The 22,401-nt window shown below is 54.6% G+C and carries 25 protein-coding genes; 16 read left to right on the top strand and 9 right to left on the bottom strand.

Going from position 1 to position 22,401, the window contains the following annotated elements; genetic code table 11:
• Positions 1-6: 6 nt before the first annotated feature.
• Positions 7-510 carry a disulfide bond formation protein B gene (locus Q0X64_RS11335; protein WP_297812991.1) on the bottom strand — a complete coding sequence of 168 codons (504 nt, stop codon included), beginning with the start codon at positions 508-510 and terminating at the stop codon, positions 7-9.
• A 70-nt stretch (positions 511-580) separates the two neighbouring features.
• Between Q0X64_RS11335 and Q0X64_RS11330 the strand changes: the two genes are divergently transcribed.
• Complete coding sequence (locus Q0X64_RS11330; protein WP_297812988.1) at positions 581-1,096, top strand: zinc ribbon-containing protein; 516 nt, start codon at positions 581-583, stop codon at positions 1,094-1,096.
• On the opposite strand, the gene Q0X64_RS11325 is transcribed toward Q0X64_RS11330, so the two are convergent.
• From Q0X64_RS11325 to Q0X64_RS11310, 4 genes are read right to left on the bottom strand one after another with little or no spacing between them, the layout of a single operon-like run.
• A complete protein-coding gene (locus tag Q0X64_RS11325) occupies positions 1,093-2,268 on the bottom strand; it encodes a cupin domain-containing protein (protein ID WP_297812986.1) in 1,176 nt (391 codons plus the stop codon). The two genes, Q0X64_RS11330 and Q0X64_RS11325, sit on opposite strands and share 4 nt — an antisense overlap.
• Positions 2,265-2,867 (bottom strand): alpha-ribazole phosphatase, encoded by a 603-nt coding sequence (gene cobC, locus Q0X64_RS11320; protein ID WP_297812983.1) that lies wholly within the window; start codon positions 2,865-2,867, stop codon positions 2,265-2,267. Before cobC ends, Q0X64_RS11325 begins: the two co-directional genes overlap by 4 nt.
• Positions 2,868-3,308, bottom strand: coding sequence for an NfeD family protein (locus tag Q0X64_RS11315; RefSeq protein ID WP_297812981.1), 441 nt, complete (start codon positions 3,306-3,308; stop codon positions 2,868-2,870).
• Positions 3,305-4,234, bottom strand: a complete 930-nt coding sequence (locus Q0X64_RS11310) for an SPFH domain-containing protein (protein ID WP_297812978.1) — start codon at positions 4,232-4,234, stop codon at positions 3,305-3,307. The genes Q0X64_RS11315 and Q0X64_RS11310 overlap by 4 nt, the downstream gene beginning before the upstream one ends.
• A 133-nt stretch (positions 4,235-4,367) precedes the next feature.
• Between Q0X64_RS11310 and Q0X64_RS11305 the strand changes: the two genes are divergently transcribed.
• A complete protein-coding gene (locus Q0X64_RS11305) occupies positions 4,368-5,030 on the top strand; it encodes a CsiV family protein (RefSeq protein WP_297812975.1) in 663 nt (220 codons plus the stop codon).
• Here the strand turns inward: Q0X64_RS11305 and Q0X64_RS11300 are convergent.
• On the bottom strand, positions 5,002-5,754 hold the full coding sequence (locus tag Q0X64_RS11300; RefSeq protein ID WP_297812972.1) for an S-methyl-5'-thioinosine phosphorylase: 753 nt from the start codon (positions 5,752-5,754) through the stop codon (positions 5,002-5,004). The two genes, Q0X64_RS11305 and Q0X64_RS11300, sit on opposite strands and share 29 nt — an antisense overlap.
• Complete coding sequence (locus tag Q0X64_RS11295) at positions 5,755-6,294, bottom strand: hypoxanthine-guanine phosphoribosyltransferase (RefSeq protein WP_297812970.1); 540 nt, start codon at positions 6,292-6,294, stop codon at positions 5,755-5,757.
• Positions 6,295-6,362: 68 nt separating this feature from the next.
• Between Q0X64_RS11295 and Q0X64_RS11290 the strand changes: the two genes are divergently transcribed.
• The 5 genes from Q0X64_RS11290 to Q0X64_RS11270 are packed head-to-tail and all read left to right on the top strand — an operon-like array spanning position 6,363 to position 11,250.
• Positions 6,363-7,280, top strand: coding sequence for a helical backbone metal receptor (locus Q0X64_RS11290; RefSeq protein ID WP_297812967.1), 918 nt, complete (start codon positions 6,363-6,365; stop codon positions 7,278-7,280).
• On the top strand, positions 7,273-8,046 hold the full coding sequence (locus Q0X64_RS11285; protein ID WP_297812964.1) for an ABC transporter ATP-binding protein: 774 nt from the start codon (positions 7,273-7,275) through the stop codon (positions 8,044-8,046). Before Q0X64_RS11290 ends, Q0X64_RS11285 begins: the two co-directional genes overlap by 8 nt.
• Positions 8,043-9,008, top strand: a complete 966-nt coding sequence (locus Q0X64_RS11280; protein WP_297812961.1) for an iron ABC transporter permease — start codon at positions 8,043-8,045, stop codon at positions 9,006-9,008. Before Q0X64_RS11285 ends, Q0X64_RS11280 begins: the two co-directional genes overlap by 4 nt.
• Before the next feature lie 60 nt (positions 9,009-9,068).
• The gene (locus Q0X64_RS11275) at positions 9,069-10,607 is read left to right on the top strand and encodes a L,D-transpeptidase family protein (protein WP_297812958.1); all 1,539 of its coding nucleotides are present in this window, start codon (positions 9,069-9,071) and stop codon (positions 10,605-10,607) included.
• Between the two features lie 55 nt (positions 10,608-10,662).
• The gene (locus Q0X64_RS11270) at positions 10,663-11,250 is read left to right on the top strand and encodes a DUF882 domain-containing protein (protein WP_297812955.1); all 588 of its coding nucleotides are present in this window, start codon (positions 10,663-10,665) and stop codon (positions 11,248-11,250) included.
• Positions 11,251-11,255: 5 nt separating this feature from the next.
• Here the strand turns inward: Q0X64_RS11270 and Q0X64_RS11265 are convergent, their stop codons facing one another.
• Positions 11,256-11,675 (bottom strand): hypothetical protein, encoded by a 420-nt coding sequence (locus Q0X64_RS11265; protein WP_297812953.1) that lies wholly within the window; start codon positions 11,673-11,675, stop codon positions 11,256-11,258.
• A gap of 184 nt (positions 11,676-11,859) precedes the next feature.
• Between Q0X64_RS11265 and Q0X64_RS11260 the strand changes: the two genes are divergently transcribed.
• Positions 11,860-12,855, top strand: a complete 996-nt coding sequence (locus tag Q0X64_RS11260) for a rhodanese-related sulfurtransferase (RefSeq protein ID WP_297812950.1) — start codon at positions 11,860-11,862, stop codon at positions 12,853-12,855.
• Position 12,856: 1 nt separating this feature from the next.
• A complete protein-coding gene (gene ggt, locus Q0X64_RS11255) occupies positions 12,857-14,515 on the top strand; it encodes a gamma-glutamyltransferase (protein ID WP_297812948.1) in 1,659 nt (552 codons plus the stop codon).
• On the opposite strand, the gene Q0X64_RS11250 is transcribed toward ggt, so the two are convergent.
• Positions 14,505-14,975: a hypothetical protein gene (locus tag Q0X64_RS11250; protein WP_297812945.1), complete on the bottom strand. Its 471-nt coding sequence runs from the start codon at positions 14,973-14,975 to the stop codon at positions 14,505-14,507. The two genes, ggt and Q0X64_RS11250, sit on opposite strands and share 11 nt — an antisense overlap.
• 159 nt (positions 14,976-15,134) lie before the next feature.
• Here Q0X64_RS11250 and Q0X64_RS11245 point away from each other — a divergent pair, with 159 nt between their 5' ends.
• From Q0X64_RS11245 to Q0X64_RS11215, 7 genes are all read left to right on the top strand, one after another.
• Positions 15,135-15,902 carry a TatD family hydrolase gene (locus tag Q0X64_RS11245; protein WP_297812942.1) on the top strand — a complete coding sequence of 256 codons (768 nt, stop codon included), beginning with the start codon at positions 15,135-15,137 and terminating at the stop codon, positions 15,900-15,902.
• 121 nt (positions 15,903-16,023) lie between these two features.
• The gene (locus Q0X64_RS11240; RefSeq protein WP_297812939.1) at positions 16,024-16,935 is read left to right on the top strand and encodes a MoxR family ATPase; all 912 of its coding nucleotides are present in this window, start codon (positions 16,024-16,026) and stop codon (positions 16,933-16,935) included.
• 7 nt (positions 16,936-16,942) lie between these two features.
• On the top strand, positions 16,943-17,905 hold the full coding sequence (locus Q0X64_RS11235; RefSeq protein ID WP_297812936.1) for a DUF58 domain-containing protein: 963 nt from the start codon (positions 16,943-16,945) through the stop codon (positions 17,903-17,905).
• A complete protein-coding gene (locus Q0X64_RS11230; RefSeq protein WP_297812933.1) occupies positions 17,898-19,952 on the top strand; it encodes a DUF3488 and transglutaminase-like domain-containing protein in 2,055 nt (684 codons plus the stop codon). The genes Q0X64_RS11235 and Q0X64_RS11230 overlap by 8 nt, the downstream gene beginning before the upstream one ends.
• 78 nt (positions 19,953-20,030) lie before the next feature.
• Positions 20,031-20,771, top strand: coding sequence for a tRNA threonylcarbamoyladenosine dehydratase (locus Q0X64_RS11225; protein WP_297812930.1), 741 nt, complete (start codon positions 20,031-20,033; stop codon positions 20,769-20,771).
• The gene (locus Q0X64_RS11220) at positions 20,764-21,267 is read left to right on the top strand and encodes a hypothetical protein (RefSeq protein ID WP_297812927.1); all 504 of its coding nucleotides are present in this window, start codon (positions 20,764-20,766) and stop codon (positions 21,265-21,267) included. Before Q0X64_RS11225 ends, Q0X64_RS11220 begins: the two co-directional genes overlap by 8 nt.
• 601 nt (positions 21,268-21,868) lie before the next feature.
• Positions 21,869-22,135: a GIY-YIG nuclease family protein gene (locus tag Q0X64_RS11215; RefSeq protein WP_297812926.1), complete on the top strand. Its 267-nt coding sequence runs from the start codon at positions 21,869-21,871 to the stop codon at positions 22,133-22,135.
• Positions 22,136-22,401 lie beyond the last annotated feature (266 nt).

The raw sequence follows: 22,401 nt of genomic DNA, 5'->3' as shown, positions 1-22,401 counted from the left end.
CCCGACTCAGATAAAGTCGGGCTGTCTGTGTTTGCCAAATAGCTGACTCAGCCCTGCCAGGATCATCAGCACAAAAGCCACCAGCGTCCACGCCGGTATGCTTAATCCGAGAAAGGTCCACATCACATCGGCGCATTCGCCGGAACCGCGCAGCACCATATCAATGGCCTGGCTAAGCGGGAAATTTTCCAGGATAAAGTTCAGTCCCGGACCACAGGTTGGTACCTGATCGGCCGGCAATTGCTGCAGCCAGACATGACGGCCGGCAATCACCGCACCGATGCCTGCCGACACCACAACCAGCAGGCCATAAATACGGCGACCAGTCGTCACCGGGTTATGGATGGCTCCCAGCAAAAAGAACACACCTGCCACCAATACCATCAGTCTCTGCAGAATACACAAGGGACAAGGATCCAGGTGCTCAATAAACTGAAAATAGCCGGCAATCAGCAACATGCTCAGACAGAGCAGAAATCCGGTCAGGAAAACCCCGCGAAATGTGTTCAAAATGGCCCCCTAGGTTTGGTTAGTTGTGCTAACTTATCTTAAAAAGGCCGGCGTTTAAAGGAGTAATGCGATGGAACAGGACAATTTTGAAAAAAAACTGGTCGACGCATACGACAAAATGATGGAGCGGGTGCATCACCTGCTCGATGATGCCGAAGAGCAGGCTATCCCCACTTTACAGCGCAATATTGACCGGGCCAAGAAGCGTGCGGTGGAACTGCGTGAGTTGTCGAGCGAAGAGGCAGAAAAAGTCGCAGCCTACGTCAAACGTGACCTGCATGAGGCTGCCGACTACCTGGATAAAACCGGTAAAGAGCTTTCCAGTTGGTTCAGTTTTGATCTGCAACTGGTTGAGGAGCGCATGCTGGATCTGTTCGCCCGTGCCGCTGACAAGACCCGGCTGGAGCTCAACCGGCTTGCCGCTCAGGCCAAACGTGCCCAGGAATATCACACCGGCGAAATTGCTGCGATCGGCACCCTGGTCTGTGATGCCTGCGGCTGTGAGATGCACTTCAAGAAAACCAGTCGTATCCCGCCCTGCCCTAAATGTCATAAGACGATTTTCAAGCGCGGCGTCAAAAACTAATCCTGCTGCCAATGTCGGGCGCCGACGGCTATCAATTGCTCCAGCGCTGCCATAGCTGAGGGCAGCGCGCGCAGTTGTTTTAATACTGTCAGATCAATCGGCCGCTCCTGCAGCAGCAAGGGTAAGGCGACGCTGGCGGTTTTAGCGAGACTGATACTGTCACCGGCAGCAAACAGTTTGAATTCTGCTTCAGTTTCCACCCAGGCCACGCGAATATAGGGGTTAGCAACCAGACTATCCCCTGCCAGCATTCGCTCTGTCAGCATTGTCTCACTGACCGGATCACTGATACTGGCATCGGCCAGCCACTGCAGACTGGGTTTGGTTTCGGTCATCAGGCGGCCGACCGCATCCATAACCCACTGATCGGACTGTTCTATGCAGTTAAGCAGGCTCTGCTTGAAGCGATTCAATGCCGCAGCATCAATCAGTTTGTCATCCGCTGCCACCTGTAGTCCGGGATCACGGTAGCGTTGCAAACCGCCTTCCTGTTCGGTCAGCGTTTGCATAAAAGCATCCAGCAACTCCATTTGGGTCGGGGCCCGGAACCCCACTGAAAACGTCATACAGTCATCCAGCGCCACCCCGTGGTGGGCAAAATGCGGTGGCAGGTAAAGCATATCGCCGGGCTGCAGATCCCAGCTCTCATCAGCCTCAAACTGCTTGAGGATTTTTAAATCCAGGCCATCGATAAATTCCGCTTCCTGCAACGGCTCATGGCTAATCTGCCAGCGCCGGCTACCCTTGGCCTGCAGCAAAAAGACATCATAACCATCGGTATGCGGTCCGACACTGCCACCCTCGGGGGCAAAGCTCACCATCAGATCATCACGACGCCAGTCAGGAATAAAATTAAACCGCCGCATGATGCTGGCCAGTTCCGGCACATGTTTATCCACATCCTGTACCAGCAAAGTCCAGTGGGAGGCCGGCAAGGCAGCAAAGTCCAGCTCGCTGAACGGGCCATGGCGCAGTTGCCAGGGACCGCTTTCACCCTGCTCTATTACCAGCCGCGATTCAATCTCCTCTTCACAGGCCAGTCCGGCCAGTTCCTCAATACTGAGGATAGGGTCAAAGCCGGGCCAGGCCTGACGAATAAGCAGCGGCTTTTTCTGCCAGTACTGGGTCAGAAACTGTTGCTGGGTCAGCTCACTGTTGAAAAAAGCGGTCATAAACGTCCTGCATGAAACTTGAGTTGCGGCTGTGCAGTGGCACCTCGGCCGATAATCTGAATCCGGCTCACGCTGGCATAGGGCACGCTCAGCCGCCATATTGAATCAAGCGGCATATTCAAAACATGCGCCAGAATAATGCGAATGGTGCCGCCATGGCTGACCAGCAGCACGTGGCGTTGTTGATATTGTTGCTGAATCGCGTCAAAAGCGCGCAATACCCGCTGCTGAAAATCCACCAGTGGTTCGGCACCGGGCGGGGTGTTGTTCAGCGGATCATTGTAAAAGGCATAAAAAGCCGATTTATCGGCCCTTTCCAGTGCGGCGGCGGTTTGCCCTTCCCAGTCACCGAAATCAATCTCCCGCAAGTCAGGTTCATAGGTCAGCGGCAGGCCGGACTGTCGCGCCAGGTCCTCAGCAAAAGCCGAACAGCGCTTGAGTGGCGAGGTGATGATCTGCTGCCAGGGTGTATTGACCGGCAGCAAGTCACGCATTTGCTGCCAGCCCAGCTCGCTCAGCGGATCATCAAGCTGGCCCCGATAGCGTGTGCCGCCTTCAGGCTCACCGTGACGCAGCAGATCGATAACGGTGGGCCACATTCAGCGCTCCGGTTCCACATCGAACACTACATTATTGAGCGCGATGATCCGCACTTTGGTGCCTTTGGCACAGTCGGGGCCGGTGACTTTCCAGGTCGAATCATCCAGCCGGATTTTGCCCACGCCATCGCTGATCGGCGAGGTCAGGGTCACCACCCTGCCAATGTATTGCTCGCCCCGGCGGTTGAGATTAGGCTGATCACTTTGAATCGGATTTTTCAGATAATAATGCCGCCACAGCACGATGCTGACAACGGATAACACGGCAAACAACAGTAACTGGATTTGCCATGCCAGATCCGGCATCAGCAACAGCGCAAGTCCGGTCAGGAACGCTGCGATTGCCATCCAAAGTGCAAAAAAGCTGGGCGCCAAAATTTCAATAATCACCAGCGCCACGGCAAATATCCACCAGTACCAGAAATCGATCTGCCAGCTCATTGTGATGATCCCTTATTGCCAAAGGCCTCGCGGGCCAGTTCGGTAATACCGGCTACTGAGCCTATGACACTGCTGGCTTCCAGCGGCATCATGATCACTTTGTGATTGTCGGCCGCCGCCATATCTTTCAGCGCTTCGACATATTTCTGGGCAACAAAATAATTGACCGCCTGAATATCGCCTTTGGCAATCGCTTCGGACACCATCGTGGTGGCCTTGGCTTCAGCTTCTGCCAGTCGCTCACGGGCTTCGGCATCACGGAAGGCGGCCTCACGGCGGCCTTCAGCTTCCAATACCGCGGCCTGCTTTTCGCCCTCAGCACGCAGAATTTCGGCCTGGCGGTCACCCTCGGCATCCAGAATATTGGCGCGTTTTTCCCGCTCGGCTTTCATTTGCCGGCCCATCGCTTCCACCAGGTCTGCAGGGGGCTCAATGTCCTTGATTTCAATCCGGGTGACTTTAATCCCCCAGGGAGTGGTGGCATCATCGACCACACCCAGCAGGCGGGTATTGATGTCATCGCGCTTGGACAGCAATTCATCCAGATCCATCGAGCCCATCACGGTGCGCACATTGGTCATGGTCAGGTTGAGAATGGCATTATCCAGGCCGCTGACCTCGTAGGCCGCCTTGGCGGCATCAATGACCTGGAAAAAGACCACACCGTCGACCCGTACCATGGCATTATCGCGGGTGATAATTTCCTGTGACGGCACGTCGAGCACCTGTTCCATCATGTTGATCTTGGCACCGACCTTATCGATGACCGGCACAATCAGATTAAGCCCCGGTCTCAATGTGCGGGTATAGCGTCCGAAACGCTCGACAGTAAACTCCATGCCCTGGCTGACTGACTTCACGCCCATCAGGACGATGACTACCGCCAGTGCCAGGAAGAACAGCACAAACCCCGAAAATCCGTCCATTTCCCTTTCCTCTGTGTTGATCCGCATTGATCAGCCCGATAATAGCAGGTAACTGCGGGCTTGGGCGCCTCACTTGAATATTGGCGGGCATTCGGTGGACAATAGCTCGACACACACTCTTATCAAGGTTGCCATGACTCACAAAACCTTCTTTTCCCGCGCCAGCCTGCTGGCTCTATTGCTGCTGGCAAGTGGCAATGTACTGGCCCAGCAGTGGTATCACGTTGAACTGGTAGTATTTGAACGCCTCAGCGGTGCCAATGCCGAACACTGGCCGGCCATGAGCAATATTCGCAGTGGCAGCCTCAGCCCGCAGATGTCGAACAAACATATCCAGCCGGCCGCTGTTGATACCCTGGCCGGTGTTTCCAGCAGGCTCTCCAACGCCAGCAATTACCGGGTGCATTATCACAAGGCCTGGCAGCAACCGATGCTGAGTAAAGGCAGTGCCCGTTCAGTGCAGATCAGTTCCAACAATAATCTGGTCGAAGGCGCGCTCAAGTTATACCGGGTCAATTATCTGCACGCGGATATTGATCTCTGGTTCAAGGAAAACAGCAGTATCGGTAACAACTGGTCTGCCGCTGTACCCGACAGTGTCGATCTGGGTGGCCCCCGCAATCCGCACCTGTCACAGATCCGTCGCATCCGCAGCAAGGAATTGATTTATTTCGACCATCCGCGGATCGCTGCCATTTTACAGCTAACCCCGGTTGCGGCTCCCGCCTCAGCGGTATCTGACACTCCGGAGAGCTATTCCCTGCCCGCTAGCGGCGAAGCTGAGGAAGGTCAGTAAGACCAGCAATCACTTTGCGTACATTTTCGATGCCGGCCTCCAGCGTGTGCTGGATGTCAGCCATGCTCAACTCGCTGTGGGCAATACCGGCAGCCCAATTTGCCACCACGGCCAAGGTGGCATATGGCAGATCCGCTTCCCGCGCCAGATAAGCCTCGGGCATACCGGTCATGCCCACCAGCTCACAACCATCACGGGCCAGCCGCCGGATTTCAGCTGCGGTTTCCAGGCGCGGCCCCTGTACCGCGCCATAGGTGGCACCATCTATCAGTGAAAGCTCTGCCGCCTTGCCCGCTGCCAAAAGCGCCTGTCGCAGCTCGGCATGGTAGGGCCAGGTAAAATCAATGTGACGGTCGGCGCTGAAAGCATCGCTGAAAAAACTCTGCTCACGGTCATGGGTGTAATCAATAATCTGATCCGGCACCACCAGCCTGCCCGGCGCAAACTGCTCACCGATGCCGCCGACGGCAGCTACCGCAATGATATGACTGACGCCGAGCTGTTTCAGCGCATGAATATTGGCACGGTAGTTAACCCGGTGCGGCGCAATAGTGTGCTTGTCACCGTGACGGGGTAAAAATACCACCGGCTGATTGTGCAACATCGCGCTTCGCAAAGGCGCTGAAGGCATGCCAAACGGCGTCTCGATATTGTGAACATCGGTCATTTCCAGCCCCGGATAATGAGCCAGGCCACTGCCACCAATAATGCCAAGTACCGTCATTTAACTGTCCTTCATCGCATAGACAGCAGGCAGATTACGCCAGTAACCGGCGACATCCATGCCAAAACCAAACACGTATCGATCGGGCACGGTGAGTCCCAGATACTCCGGCAGCGGCCCGACTTTATCCTCACGCAGCTTGTCGAACAGGCAGACGCAGCGGACAGAAACAGCCCCCGCCTCCTTGCAGAATTCGCGTAATGCGGCCAAGGTCAGGCCCTGATCATAAATATCCTCGATCAACACCACGTGCCGATCGTTAATATCAATGCTGGGCTGGGATTGCCAGACCAGTTCCCCACCCACCGTTTTATCGCCATAGCGGCTGGCGTGGATATAATCCAGCTCCAGCCTGAACGGTAATCGCGGCAATAGGTGCCCGGCTGTCATGACTGCGCCGTTCATCACACACAGCATGACCGGGTTAAGCTCGGCGTAGTCGCGCTCAATGGCCTCAGCCAGTTTATCCAGGGCCTGATTGATATCATCCATGCTGTAGAGCAAATCAGCCTCAGCCAGCAGGCTGTCCATTTGTGTCATTGCTTGTGTTCCCCTTTGGGCTTGGCCGCTTCGAACGTATAATGGGCTATTTAAACACGGGAGCCATCATGCGCCGATTCTGGCCGCTGTTACTATTTGTTGCCATTATGGCCGCCGTTGTCTGGCTGCTGCCGCGACAGGCTCCCCCCGCAGACTCAGCCGCATCTGACTCAGACTACCAGCGCATTGTCTCTTTATCACCCGCCATTACCGAAACCGTGTTTGCGCTGGGCCTGGGTGACAAAGTGGTGGCGGTCACCGATTATTGTGATTACCCGCCGGGCGCGCAAGCCCTGCCCAAGGTGGGCGGCTACACTGACACCAGCTTGGAGGCCATCGTCGCAAAGAAACCGGATCTGGTGATCATGTTGCAGGCACAGCAACGCCTGCAACAGCAACTGCAACAACTGGGGATAAAAACCCACGCCGTCGACACCAGCGGGCTGATGGATATTGAGGCCGCAATTGCCAGCATTGGCCAGCTTACCGGCCAGAAACAGCAGGCCGAGCAGCTACTGGCCGGCATTCATCAGTTAATTGAACGGGTCACCACCAAAGTCGCTGGCGCAGAGCCGGTGCGCACCCTGATTTCCATCGCGCATTATGTGAACAGTGACCAGCTGGAAACGGTTTATGTTGCCGGCCAGCAGGATTTTTACAATGATCTGTTGGATCTGGCCGGCGGCCGGAATGTCTATACCAGCCAACAGATCAAAGTGCCGTCGGTGACCCGCGAAGGCATTATTCGTATGAACCCGGATGTTATTATCGACGTTTTTCCGGAAGCCGATGATCACCAAAGCAATATGCAGCAGGTACGACAACAATGGCAGCAACTGGATATGGTCAGTGCCGTAAAAGCAGAGCGCGTACATATTCTCGAGCGTGACTATGCCAGTGTGCCCGGACCACGGGTGTTTCAGCTGCTGCCGGAGTTTGCCCGCCTGCTGCATCCGCAACTGAACTGGGAAAGCACCGATGATTGAAGTGCAGCAACTGAGCGTCAGTCTGCAGGACAAAACTTTGCTGGCCGACATTGAGTTTCAACTCGATAAAGGCGACTACCTGGTGGTGGTCGGCCCCAACGGTGCCGGTAAAAGCACCTTGCTCAAGGCCATGCTGGGCATTATCGATATTGGTCAGGGGCAGATACGTTATCAGGATCAGCCTGTTGCCGACTTTTCACAGCGCCAGCTGGCCCAACTGGTCAGTTATGTACCGCAGAGCAGCGGCCGTGAATTGCCCTTTGCGGTGGAAGAATTTATCAAAATGTCGCGTTATGCCCACCAGCATGCTTTGTCGGAATGGCAGCCCGACGATCAGCAGGCGGTGGAAGATGCCATGCGGATCACCAATACCGAGCGATTTCGTCTGCGACAGATGAGCACCCTCAGCGGCGGCGAAAGCCAGCGGGTCATGATCGCCGCGGCCCTGTCGCAGCAAACCCCGATCATGCTGCTGGATGAACCCACCAGCTATCTTGATCCCCACCATCAGGTGGAAGTGCATCAATTAATAAGTCGGCTGAACCGTCAGTTGGGCATTACCGTGGTGGAAGTCAGTCACGATATCAACCACGCTGGCCAGCAGGGTCAGACCGTGCTGGCACTCGTTGAAGGCCACAGTCTGTGGCTGGGGCCGGGTGAAGACTTTCTCGACAAACAGTTACTGCAGGCACTATATCAACAAGAATTTGTTTTCGTCCCCCACCCGCGCAGCGGGAGAACCATCGCTTTGGCTGATCCTATATGACACTGACTACCCGACTGACACTGATGGTGCTTTTTTGCCTGGCTGTGCTGGCTTTAGCGCCTTTTGCCGGACTGGGCGGGATTGATGATGCTGCCATCAGAGAGCAGATTCTGACCCAGATCCGCTTTCCTCGAACTCTGTTTGCCTTTGTCGCCGGCGCCGGACTGGCTTTGTGCGGTCTGGTGTTTCAGGCCATGTTCCACAACCCGCTGGCGACACCGTTCACGCTCGGGGTTGCCAGTGGCGCCTCATTCGGTGCAGCGCTGACCGTATTGCTGGGTATCAATATCAGCCTGCTGGGATTCGATGCCATCACTCTGGGCGCATTCTTCGGTGCATTGGGCGCGATCAGTTTTGTCTATGGCATCAGTCGGCTAAACTACAGTTTCTCTACCGAAACCCTGCTGTTGACTGGGGTCGCCACCAGCTTTTTCTTTTCCAGCCTGATCCTGTTCACGCAGTATCTCAGTGATGTCAACGAATCATTTCGTATCACCCGCTGGTTAATGGGCGGACTCAGCATCAGCGGTTATCAGCAGCTTTTGCAATTGCTGCCGGTAGTCACCCTGAGCGCCGGCATTATTATCTGGCTCAGCCGCGAACTGAACCTGTTAATGGCCGGTGATGATATTGCCATCAGTCGTGGTGTAGCCGTCAAACGGGTGCGTTATCTGATGTTTTTCACCACCTCGATGTGTGTCGGCGCCATTGTCGCTTTATGCGGCCCAATTGGTTTTGTTGGCATGATGGTGCCGCATATCTGCCGGCTGATTATCGGCACTGATCACCGCTGGCTGATCCCGGCCAGCCTGGTATTTGGTGGCGGCTTCTTAATCCTCTGCGATACGCTGGCCAGAGTTATCATTGCCCCGGCTGAGTTACCGGTGGGCGTCATCACCACCTTGCTGGGCGGACCATTCTTCCTCTGGTTACTGGTTCGCAGCCGCCGTCAGAGCGCTTGACCACGTACCGGTCGCGTGTGATGATCGTAGTGAAATTAAGCACTTATCCGCGAGGCAGTGGTGTCAGCAAGGACAGGTCTGGTTCTGCTTATCCTGACGGTGACCCTGTCGTCACCGGCGCAGGTCTATTCGTCACCGGATCAACTGCCCGTCCCTGATCATCCGCAACTGGCGCAACTCAGTGAGCTCACAACACCACTCTGGCTCAGGCATTCTCAGTTAAATCGGCAGGCGCATGATGCGCTCAGCTTCATCGCGGCTTCTGCCCGGCATGGCCTCGATCCCAATGACTATCACCTGAGTCTCTTGAGGCGTTTGTCGGCAGCAGAAAAAGTCGAAAATGCCACGTATTTTGAGCAGTTGCTGACCGATGCGATGTTGGATTTGATCAGTGATCTGGCCATTGGTCGCCTGGATCCAGCCAGTGCCGATCCTGACTGGCATATCCCCCGGGATGATGTGGATCCGGCTGCGGTGTTGAAAAAAGCACTTCAGGAAAAATATCTGCGTAACAGTCTGAATCAGCTTATTCCCCGCGATGAACAGTATCATTTGCTGACCCAGGTGTTATCGCGATACCAGCGTTATGTGGCCCGCGGCGGCTGGCAGACGGTGCCTGATATGGGGCTACTCAAACCCGGTGAGTCTCATCCCCATGTACCGCTCATCCGCCAGCGGCTGGCGATGAATGATGCCTATCTGACGCGCCGTGAATTCAAGGGGCTGGAGCAGTATGATCCCAGGCTGGAGCAGACAGTCAGAGCGTTTCAGCGCCGCCACGGCCTGAAAATAGACGGTATTATCGGTCCGCAAACACTGGCGGCACTCAATGTCCCGGCGCAGCAAATGGTCGATAAAATTCGCATCAACCTGGAGCGCTTTCGCTGGCTGCCTGACGATCTGGGGTCACGCTACCTGATGGTCAACCTGGGCAGTTACCAGCTGAATGCAGTGGAAAATGATCAGACCACGCTCAGTATGAAGGTCATCGTCGGCATGCGCACCCGCTCCACCCCGACTTTCAGTGGTAGCATGACGCATATCGTTATCAACCCATACTGGAATGTGCCGCACACGCTGGCGCGTCGGGATCTGCTGCCCAAACAACAGGCCGATCCAGACTTTTTCTTCCTCAATGATTTTAATATTTTCCTGCGCGAGTCCGGTTTTCAGACTGCGGTCGATCCTTATCTGGTCGATTGGGATGAGATCAGTGCCAGCCAGTTTCCCTTCCGGCTGCAACAGCGCCCTGGCAGCAATAATGCGCTGGGCAAACTGAAATTCATGTTTCCCAACCCGTGGAATATTTACTTGCACGACACCCCCAACAAAGCGTTGTTTGACGAAAGCCAGCGCAATTTCAGTTCCGGCTGTATCCGCGTAGAACAGCCGCTGGAACTGGCCGAGTTCAGTCTTAATCGTGACGGTGCACGACAGTCAATACTCGACAGGATCACCAGTGGACGTAATCAAGGCGAGCGCCTCGATACCCCGTTACCGGTGTATGCGGTGTACTTCACCGCCTGGCCGTATCAGGGCGAAGTGCTGTTTTCACCTGACCCTTATCAGCGCGATCAGAGTATGTATAAATTGTTGTAATCGGGATACTTTTGTTTATAATTGTTCAATTTTTGACCAATAATCAGGGGGCCTTATGCTGGCGAAACCGGGCAAAAAAACAGTGCGCAAGGAAGCTGAAACCTGTCATATCAGACGTCGCTTTCTACAAATCGGACTGGGTGCCACCGCTTCGCTGGCCATGCCCAATGCCTTTGCCGGCGTAATCAAACAACCGGAGCGTTCCATCGCCCTGCTCAATCTGCATACCGGCGAGCAGGTCAAGGCGACCTACTGGGCCGAAGGCCAGTATCAGCCTGATGAGCTGAGTGCCATCCACCGGGTGTTGCGAGATCACCGTACCGGCGATGTGCATGATATCGACAGTGACCTGATTGATATGCTCAATCTGTTGCATCAGAAAATGCACGGCAAGCAGCCTTTCCACGTGATTTCCGGTTATCGTTCACCCAAAACCAATGCCATGCTCAGTAAAAACAGCAGTGGCGTTGCCAAGAAAAGCCTGCATATGCAGGGCCGGGCAATTGATATTCGTCTACCGGGTCGCGAGTTAAGCGCACTGCAAAAAACCGCGCAGCAGATGAAAATTGGCGGCGTCGGTTTTTATCCCGGCTCCGATTTTATTCATGTCGATACCGGTCGCGTTCGTAGCTGGCAGGGATAAACCGGCTAGTCGATCAGCTTTTCCAGCTCATTTTGCAGGCGTTCCGTCAGATCACGAAAGCGCCGCATTTTGCGCTTGTAGTCCTTGCTGAAGCTGGCATGTTCACGCGCCATCTCCTCATGGCTATGCGCCATGACGTCATGCAAATGCTGGAGTTTATCCAACTCGATACGCGACGGGCACTCAGGCATGCAGTTTTTTTCCAGTCCGCAACGATAGCGGCTTAAATCCTGATCATGCTGGTCAATCCGGGCTTTGTGTTTATCAAGCCGTGAGGAATGTTCGGGAAGGGCTTTTTCCAGCATGTAGAGTAAAGCGACCAGGCGCTGAGTTTCATGCTGCCAGTCTTGCATTTCGCTTTGCCAGCATCGGTTGTCCTGTTGCCACTTGTCGTTGCTGAGTCTGAGTTGCTCCTGCTTGTCCATCTTCAAATCCACGCTGATAAGAAGTCTGTCTGGGTCACGAGCGTTTTATTTCCAATATACCCCTGTCGTTGCTGAAATAACATAGCTTTGATCCGGATCAGTTTTTCTGTTTTCAGCACAGGACAGCCACCGGAAAACCCAGTAAAATAATGCGTTTAAGTACTTCACAAGTTCAGGATTGACCATGGCCGATATCGTCGTCTGCGCCCTCTATAAATTTGTCACACTGGATAACTACCAGGCGCTGAAACAGCCGCTGCTGGATTTTATGCTCAAACATCAGGTACGTGGCACATTGCTGCTAGCCCACGAAGGCGTGAACGGCACCGTGGCAGGGTCCCGTGATGCCATTGATGGCCTGCTTGACTACCTGCGTCAGGATCCCCGTTTGGCAGAAATCAGCTTTAAAGAGTCTTACACCGATACCCCGCCGTTTCTGCGCAGCCGCGTCAAACTGAAAAAAGAAATCGTCACCATGGGCGTTGAGGGCATCGACCCTAAACAGGTTGTCGGCACCTACGTGAAGCCCAAAGAGTGGAACCAGCTGATTTCCGAGCCCGATGTGCTGCTGGTCGATACCCGCAATGATTACGAAGTCCAGGTTGGCAGCTTTAAAAATGCCGTGAATCCCAAGACCGACAGCTTTCGCGAGTTTCCGGATTATGTGAAAAGTCACCTTGATCCGGGCAAACACAAGAAAGTCGCCATGTTCTGCACCGGCGGTATCCGCTGTGAGAAGTCGACAGCCTTTCTAAAAGAACAGGGCTTTGACGAGGTCTATCACCTGGAAGGCGGTATTCTCAAATACCTGGAAGAAGTGCCGCAGGAAGAGTCTCTGTGGCAAGGTGAATGCTTTGTCTTCGACGAACGGGTCACCGTCAACCACCAGTTGGAAAAAGGCGATTACGATCAGTGCCATGCCTGCCGCCTGCCTATCACTGAAGAGGATAAAAAGAGCCCGCTCTACCAGAGAGGCGTCAGCTGCCCCCACTGTTATCACCAGACCAGTGACGAGCAGAAACAGCGTTTTGCCGAGCGTGAAAAACAAATTCGCCTGGCCCACCAGCGCGGTGAAGCCCATATCGGCGTGGAAACCACCGAAACCGCAGAAATGAACCGTGAGAGAAAACGCCAGCGTCGCGAACAGGATCGGCTGGCGATGCGCAACAAGCAAGGCTGATATGCGACATATTCTGATTTTATGGCTGTGCTTTCTGTCTTTCTCTGCCCAGGCACAGGGCAGACAAGCTGCCATTGCCTCGGCACATCCGCTGGCCACCCAGGCCGGCATGGAAATACTTGAACAGGGCGGCAACGCTTTTGATGCAGCCATCGCGGTCACCGCGGCACTCGCTGTGGTTGAACCCGCAGGTTCCGGTCTGGGCGGCGGTGGTTTCTGGCTGTTACACCGCGCCAGAGATGCCCATCAGATCATGATCGATGGCCGCGAAATGGCACCGGGTAAGGCCCATGCCGATATGTATCTGGACCAGAAGGGACAGTTCAATCCCAAGTCCTCCCTCAATGGCCCGCTGGCTGCCGGTATTCCCGGTGTACCGGCCGCAATCGACTATCTCAGCCGTCATTACGGCCAGTTGCCTTTATCTACAGTGCTGCAGCCTGCGATTCGCTATGCCCGCGAGGGCTTTGCCATCAGCGAAGGCTACCGTCGGCTGGCCGGTTTTCGTCATGAGGTGATGCAGAGCTATCCGGCGACGGCGGCCATTTTCCTGGATGAGGGTGAGGTTCCGGCTTTGGGTTACCGCCTGCAACAACCCGATCTGGCTGATACCCTGGAAGCGATTGCCGAGCAAGGTAAAGCCGGATTTTATCAGGGTGAGACCGCCACAAAGCTGGTTCAATCGGTACAGGATAATGGTGGTATCTGGACCCTGGAGGATCTGGCCAACTACCGCGTCAAAACCCGTAAGCCGGTCAAAGCTGTCTATCATGACTATCAGATCACCTCGGCATCGCTGCCGTCCTCCGGTGGCATTGTGCTGACCCTGGCACTCAACATTCTGGAACATTTTGATTTGCAAGGCGCCGATAAACTGCAACAACAACACTGGGTAATTGAAGCCATGCGCCGGGCCTACCGTGACCGCAGCCGTCATCTGGGTGATAGCGACTTTGTGGCGGTGCCGCGCCTGCTGACCACCAAAGCTTATGCCCGGCAACAGGCGAAAACCATTGATAATCACCGCGCCGGCGTCAGTGAACCCGTCAAACCGGCCAAATCAGGCGGCGAAAATACCACCCATTTTTCCATCGTTGATCAACACGGCAATCGCGTGGCAGCGACGCTGAGCATCAACTATCCGTTTGGTTCCGGCTTTGTCGCCGAAGGCACCGGGGTTTTGCTTAATGACGAAATGGATGACTTTTCGGCCAAGACCGGCACCGCCAACGCCTACGGCCTGGTCGGCACCGAGGCCAATGCCATCGCGCCATATAAGCGACCGTTATCGAGCATGTCACCGAGCTTCATTGAAAACCCCAACAAACTGATGATCACCGGCACTCCCGGCGGCAGCCGGATTATCAGCATGGTTTTGCTGAGTCTGCTGGACTTTGTTGAAGGTAAGAATGCCGAGCAGATTGTGTCTGCCCCGCGCTATCACCATCAGTATCTGCCAGACCAAGTGCAGATAGAAAAAGAAGGCTTCAGTGAGGAAACCATTTCTGCTCTGACACAGCGTGGCCATAAAGTGAAAACCTTGTCCCGCCAGTATGGGGATATGCAGATCATTACCGTCAATCTGGCAACCGGTGAGCTGGATGCCGCCAGCGATCCCCGCGGTGAAGGCCTGGCAGAGGTGAAAACTATCAGGCCTTGAACCACCAGGTAATCTGTTTGGGCATCATGCCCTGCCGTGACTGAGCCAGCGAGGCTGTTTCCAGGATTAACAGCAACACAATCGTCAGCGATATCGGTAGCAGGCTGAACCAGCCCACTACCGCCAGTTGAATGCCTCGCATCACCTCATCGGGCTGCAACATCAAAAACAGCCAGCCTGTAAAAAATACGATCAGTGAAACCAGGTAGGACAGCAGCAGATAACGGCTGCGACGCCAGGCCAATAGCCAGTGAGCGTGGATCAAATCAGGTTGCTGCCGTCGGCCTGCACGGCGCATAATCGACACCACAAACCCGGTTGATATCAGCATCGGTAAGCCCACTATCAACCATAATATTTCAGTGTTGAATAGCAAAGCAGGCAACAAAAAGTGCACCACTGACAAATTGAATAACAAGCGCTCATGGGCGTCGCTGGCGATTTTAGCTTCTTCCGTCATCCTATCCTCCACCTTAGCTGGGCTATTTGACTGTTAACACCAAAACAGGTTTCAAAACAGCGAGCCCTGATAGCGAGCATTGGCATTGTGCCCGGCTGCGGGCATAAAATGGCTGGCAAGCCTTTGTAATACTCAACCCTATTTATCAGGATTGTAGCTATGATGCCTCTGATCGACAGTCACTGTCATCTTGATTTCAGTCATTTTGACGATGATCGTGACGCGGTGATTGAGCGCTGTATTCAACTGGGCTTAACCCGCATTATCGTGCCCGGTGTCAGCCTTGAACGCTGGCCGGCGCTGATCGCATGCTGTGATCAATCACCGCTGCTGTCCCCGGCCCTGGGCCTGCACCCCATGTTTATGCAGCATCACAAGGACACAGATATAGCGGCGCTGAAACTGGCTTTAGAGCAGCACCAGCCTATCGCAGTCGGCGAAATCGGCCTCGACTTTTTTGTGCCGGGCCACGATAAAAAAGCCCAGACCGCCCTGTTTGCAGCACAAATAGAACTGGCCGAGCAGTTTAATCTGCCGGTGATTCTGCATGTGCGTAAAGCTCATGACGAAGTATTGAAGATCCTGCGCCAGTCCAGCGTGCCCGGCGGTATCGTGCATGCCTTTAACGGCAGTATGCAGCAGGCTGAGCACTACATGAAACAGGGTTTTTTATTTGGTGTAGGCGGCGCTTTAACCTATCCGCGAGCACAGAAGCTACAGCGCCTGTTCAGCGAACTGCCTTTAACAGCCATCGTGCTGGAAACTGACGCCCCTGATATGCCTTTGGCCGGACACCAGGGCGAGCGCAACGCGCCCACCATGATTCCGCAGATCATGGAAAAGCTGGCCGAATTGCGTGGTGTGGACAGCAAAGAGGTGGCCAGCGTCACCACGGCCAACTGCCAGCGGCTATTTGCACTCGACTGAATGAGCCCGCTTTTTCTCTGATCTTCAGCTTTACAGCGAACCAAGGGCGACATAGTGTGTCTGTTTGGAAGATATCATCTCAGACCTACTGAGTCACAGGAATCAAGGCACAGGATTATTTATGGCCCAAGCCCAGCTCGCCGCCATTTTGGCAACCGTCAACGACATCATTTTAGGCAAACAGCACCCCATCAAACTGGCTCTGACCTGCCTGCTGGCAAAAGGCCACCTGCTGATAGAAGATCTCCCCGGCGTAGGCAAAACGACACTGGCCCACACCCTGGCCACCACCCTGGGACTCAGGTTTCAACGCATTCAGTTCACCAGTGATATGCTGCCGGCGGATATTATCGGCGTATCCATCTACGAACGTGAAACCGCTAAATTCAATTTTCACCCCGGCCCGATTTTCAATCAGTTGATTCTGGCTGATGAAGTGAACCGGGCCTCGCCCCGCACCCAGAGCGCCCTGCTGGAAGCCATGGAAGAACAGCAAGTCACGGTCGAGGGCCAGACCCAGTCGCTGTCATCTCCCTTCTTTGTGATTGCTACCCAGAACCCCGCCAACCAGATTGGCACCTTCCCTTTGCCCGAGTCGCAACTGGATCGCTTCCTGATGCGGATCGAACTGGGTTACCCGGATGCCCGCGCTGAACGTGACTTATTACTGGGCCAGGATCGGCGCGAACTGTTACAGCAGTTGCAGGCCGTCATCACTGTTGATGAGCTGTTACAAATGCAACAGGCGGTGGCTGAGGTGCATATCAGCCATGCCCTGGTTGATTATGTGCAACGTATCCTCAACCACACCCGCGAATCCGGGCTCTATCAGACCGGCCTGTCACCGCGCGCGGGGTTGGGCCTGCTGCGTGCCGGTCAGGCCTGGGCGATGATTGAGGGTCGTGATCATGTACTGCCGGAAGATATTCAGGCCGTACTGCCCAGCATCGTCAGTCATCGCCTGCAGCGCCGCGAACAAGAGACAAACCAGGACTGGATTGAACAACTGATTCACCAGGTGGCTATTCCTTAATCAAGCTATGACTGAGGCAATCACAGCACTCTGGCAACGCTGGCGACAAAGCCAGAAACAGCGGATTTACATCATCCCCAGCCGGGCCGGATATGGTTATGTCGCGCTGCTGTTATTGATGCTGCTGGGCGCCATCAATTACAACAACAGCCTGGGCCACCTGCTCTGCTTTCTGCTGGCCAGCATCGGTCATGTGACCATGCATCAAAGCCACACCAACCTGCGCTTGCTGACCCTTAAGGTGACCGCGCTGGACCCTGTGTTTAAAGGCCAGCCTGCCCGTTTCCGGCTGACCGTCAACAACCATGACGAACATGACAAGTACCAGATTGAAATCGCCGGCAAAAAACCCGGCAACTGGTCACGCTGGCAGTTCTTCAAAGCCTATGAAAAGACCGGCCTGTTGGAGCACGTTGAAGCCGATAATACGCGCAGCATCAACCTCAGCAGGGACACCCATCAGCGCGGCTGGCAATCAATCGGCAAGCTGAGACTGGCCAGTCTTTATCCGCTGGGACTGTTTTATACCTGGACCGTGTATCAGCAAAATGCACGTGTGCTGGTCTATCCCGAGCCCGCTGGCAAGCGGCCACTGCCCGAACCGCCTGGCAGCGACAGGCAACGCACGCAGCGTGAGCACAGTGGCGATGATGACTTTTCCGGCCTGCGTAATTACCGCGAAGGCGAACCTTTGCACCGGGTTGCCTGGAAAGCCCTGGCCCGCGATGAAGTCATGCGCAGCAAACAGTTTTCCAGCCCCGAGGGCCACCAACTGATATTGCGCTGGCAGGATCTGGCTGATCTTAATGACACCGAAGCGCGGCTGTCTCAGCTTTGCCGCTGGGTATTGGAAGCCGAATCTGCCGGTCACCGCTATGGACTGGAACTGCCGGATAGCTGGCTGCCACCGTCACAGGGCGATGCCCATCAACATCAATGCCTGAAAAAGCTGGCGCTATATCATGGCTAGACCGGATCTGTCTCCCGATCACCGCACCATCAACGGGCTGGTAGCGGCCTTGTTTATCGCCGCGCTGCCCCACTTTATTTACCAGCCTTTCTGGGTAGGGCTGGCTTTTACGATGATGATCAGCTGGCGTTTGCTGCACAACCTGCGTGGTTGGCCGCTGCCGGCTTCCAGCATCTGGCTGCGGGTGCTTCATAACGGGGCTGCCGCGCTGATGATTGTTATTATTTTCAGCCACTTCGGGCTCACCATCGGCCGCGATGCCGGTGCGGCGCTGCTGACTATTATGCTGGCCTTCAAAGTGGTCGAGATCCGTTCTTTGCGGGATTATTATCTGACCTGTTATCTCGGCTATTTTCTGGTCATCACCAACTTTTTTTACACCCAGAGCCTGTTTATTGTGGTGCTGATGATGCTGGTGATTGTGCTGCTTAACAGCTGCCTTATCAGCGTTAATACCAGCACCAGCGCACAGAGCCTGAAAAAAAGGTTGGGCCTGTCAGGCAAAATGGTGCTGAAAGCACTGCCGGTGATGCTGTTTCTGTTTATGCTGTTCCCACGCATTCCAGGTCCTATCTGGGGCTTGCCGGAAGATGCCGGTGGCAATGGAGCGGCCACCATGTCCGAACAACTGACGCTGGGTGAAATCCCCCCCGATCAGAACCGCGGCACCAGTGGCATCAACGATGAAATCCAGATGGGTAAAATCAGCCAGTTGATACAGTCTGATGCCATTGCCTTTAGGGTGCAGTTTGAAGACGACAACGTTCCCCCCAACAAACAGCTCTACTGGCGCGGCCCGGTGTTGTGGCAGAGCGATGGCACGGTCTGGTCGCCACTGCAGACTTCGCAACTGAATGAGCAAGCACTGCAGGTTGATTACCAGTCTCAGGCTGTGGACTACACCATCACCCTGGAGCCGCATAACAAACGCTGGCTGTTTGCCCTCGACTTCCCCACCGGTAAACCGCAGGGCCTGGCCAGTTATTTTGCGCCCGATGGTGGTCTCAACAGTGCCGAAAAGATGCGAAACCGCCGCCAGTACCAGTTGTCATCAAGCACCGAATACCAGTTAAATGCCAGCGGCGACCGTAATTTATGGGCGGCATTGCAATTGCCTGCCGGCGAGCATCCCAGAACCCGGGCTTTGGCAGAAAGCTGGCTGGAGGAAAGCACGGGCCAGAGCGATTATATTGACCGGGCGCTGGCCTTTTTTAATCAGCAGGACTTTGTCTACAGCCTGTCTCCGCCTCAACTGCGCGGTGATATCGTGGACAGCTTTTTGTTTGAAACCCGCGAAGGCTTCTGCGAGCACTATGCCGCCAGCTTCACTATTTTGATGCGAGCTGCAGGCATACCGGCGAGAATTGTGACCGGCTACCAGGGCGGCGACCTGAATCCGGTGGATAATGTGCTCACCGTGCGCCAGCGCGATGCCCATGCCTGGACCGAAGTCTGGCTGCCCGAACAGGGCTGGATCCGGGTTGATCCGACTGCCGCGGTCTCCAGTCAGAGACTGGAAAACGGCATCAATGATCTGTTGCCCGCCTCACGTCGCTCACCCGGCATGATTGCCAATAACGACATGCTGGTCGAACTGTGGCAGGACATGAAAAATAACTGGGATGCCTTCAATACTGCCTGGGATATCTGGGTCGTCGGTTTTGATTCACAAATCCAGAAAGAACTGCTGTCCCGGCTGGGCATGAGTAACCCGGACTGGCGCAAGATGATTGCCGTCTTGACTGCGCTGCTGGCGCTGACCGGGATTATCATGCTGTTTTTATCGTTCTATCGGCGCCAGCCAACAGAACCCGTTGTCGCCTATTACCAGCGGTTTTGTTACAAACTGGCACGGCTGGGGATCCACAAAGCAGCCCACGAAGGCCCGCAGGATTTTGCCCGGCGGGCAGAACAGCAATTACCCGCTTATCAGCGCCAGATTCAGTCAATTACCGAGCTCTATGCCCGACTGCGCTATCGCCGTGACAACAGCGCCTTACTCAACGAACTGGCTGATCAGATCAAAGCGTTTCGTCCGCGCCGCTAAAACTCGGCCTGAATATTTTGCCAATTCTGGCGGAGATCAGGAAAATAGTGTGCCAGTTACGTCGCTTTGAGGTCTTCCATGGCACATTCCAACCCCCTGTTTGAACGCACCCACATCCTGATTGGCGATGAGGGCATTGCCAAACTGCAACAGTCACACGTGTTTCTTGCCGGCATGGGCGGCGTCGGTTCTTTTACCGCCGAAGCCCTGGCCCGGATGGGCGTGGGTAAAATGACGCTGGTCGATCATGATGTGGTGTCCGGCTCCAATATGAACCGCCAACTGGTCGCCCTCAACTCGACCGTGGACACACTCAAAGCAGAGGTCATGGCCAACCGCATCCGTGATATCAACCCCGATTGTGAGTTAACCCTGCTGACTGAATTTCTTACCCCGAGCAGTATTCCCGAAGTATTGAGCAGCGCTGATTACGATGTGATTATCGACGCTATCGACAGCCTCAGTAGCAAAGCCACCCTGCTGGAAGCGGCTTGGCGTGAGGGCATGGCGGTCTTCGCCAGTATGGGTGCAGGCGGCAAACTGGATCCGACCCAGGTCCGCAGCGGTGATCTGATGGATACCAGCATGTGCAAACTGGCTAAACAACTGCGTAGCAAACTGCGCAGACGCGGAGTCGGCCGCGGTATTCAGACCGTCTATTCCCTGGAATCCCCGCTTCCCCCGCTCCCTCCCGAACCAGTCAGCCGCGGCAGGGCCCGGGCGGTTAATGGCACAGTCAGTTATATGCCTTCCATTTTCGGGCTGACACTAGCCGGGATGGTGGTCAATCATATCGTCGGTGACTCGCGGCGTGTCTGATCCCACCGACGTTATCAACTGCGATCAGGCCATGCAGCAAAAGCTGGCTGCATTGCTTAGCCGTTATGGCATTGAAATTGTCAGCGTTTCCGATGATAAGGCCATTCCCGGCAGTTTCTTTGGTGAACGCGAAGCCGGGCTGTCTGGCAATCGACTGTTTCTGCGAAACGACACCCCGGTACACTCGGCTTTGCACGAAGCCGGTCACTATATCTGTATGGATCCAGACCGTCGTGCCCTGCTGGATACCGATGCCGAGGGTGACTACGACGAAGAAAACGGCGTCTGCTTTTTGCAAATCCTGCTGGCCGGGTTTATCGACAAGCTGGGCCGGGCCAAAATGCTCCGCGATATGGACCGCTGGGGTTACACCTTCCGCCTGGGCAGTGCCAAGGCCTGGTTCGAGCACGATGCCGACGATGCCCGTGAGTGGTTGATCGCTTATGGCATTATCAATTCATCGCTTGAGCCGACCTGGCAGGTGAGACAGGTTTAGGTTTGTGTCTGGTTTTAAGCTGGGGACTGGATTGCTTCGTCGTACCTCCTCGCAATGACGAGGGTTTACGTAGCTTTTAGTGGTGACGATCTCTTAAGCTTTAAGGCTTTTGTTCAAAACTGGTTCTTTCACCCGGCACTGGACTGGATTGCTTCGTCGTGCCTCCTCGCAATGACGAGGGTTTACGTAGCTTTTAGTGGTGCCGCTCTCTGAAGCTTTCAGGCTTTGTTCAAAACTGGTTTTTTCACCTGGCACTGGACTGGATTGCTCGGTCGTGCCTCCTCGCAATGACGGTGGGTTCGCGAGACTCTTAGTGGTGTCGCTCTCTTGAGCTTTCAGGCTTTGTTCAAAACGGTTTTTTTCACCCGGCGCTGGACTGGATTGCTTCGTCGTACCTCCTCGCAATGACGGGGATGGAAGTTGGGCATTGTTATAGATTACATTGGACGTTGAGTGGCATAGAGCGAGGGAAAACCACCTTTAATGTCATCGCGAGGAGGCGAGCCGACGCGGCGATTCAGTCCGGCTAATACAGTCACACATTAGGGAGTTTGATTGAGTACACGGAGGTTCATAATTGAAACAGCCAGCGGTTTATAGCATGACCAATCAAAGAAACGGTACGCTCTACACTGGCGTCACTTCCAACCTGATTCAGCGGGTTTGGCAGCATAGAGAAGGTTTGTGTGAGGGATTCAGCTTCAAATATAAAACCAACAAACTGGTCTATTTTGAGCAGTGTGAAGATATGATTTCAGCGATTGCCAGGGAGAAACAAATTAAAGGCGGTTCAAGGAAAAAGAAAATCCGCCTGATAGAAAGCTTCAATCCCGAATGGCATGATCTTTATCCTGAAATCATCCAGTAATAAAACTGACAAGCCGACCATAACCATCAGTTAGTTTTGAGCCCGTCATTGCGAGGAGGTACGACGAAGCAATCCAGTCCCAAGTTCAAAAAACACTCCTCCACAATGGCCAAAACACCACCAGCTTTGCCAGATCACCACAGCCGAAAGCCCCTGCAATACCAAACACTCGAAAACCGTCATTGCGAGGAGGCACGACGAAGCAATCCAGTCCCAGTGCAGAACAAAAAACCCAACACCCACAAGGATGAACCCGGCCGGCAAAT

The organism is uncultured Methylophaga sp., assembly GCF_947259025.1.
Lineage (GTDB): Bacteria > Pseudomonadota > Gammaproteobacteria > Nitrosococcales > Methylophagaceae > Methylophaga.
This window is presented reverse-complemented; position numbering and strand designations above follow the sequence as displayed.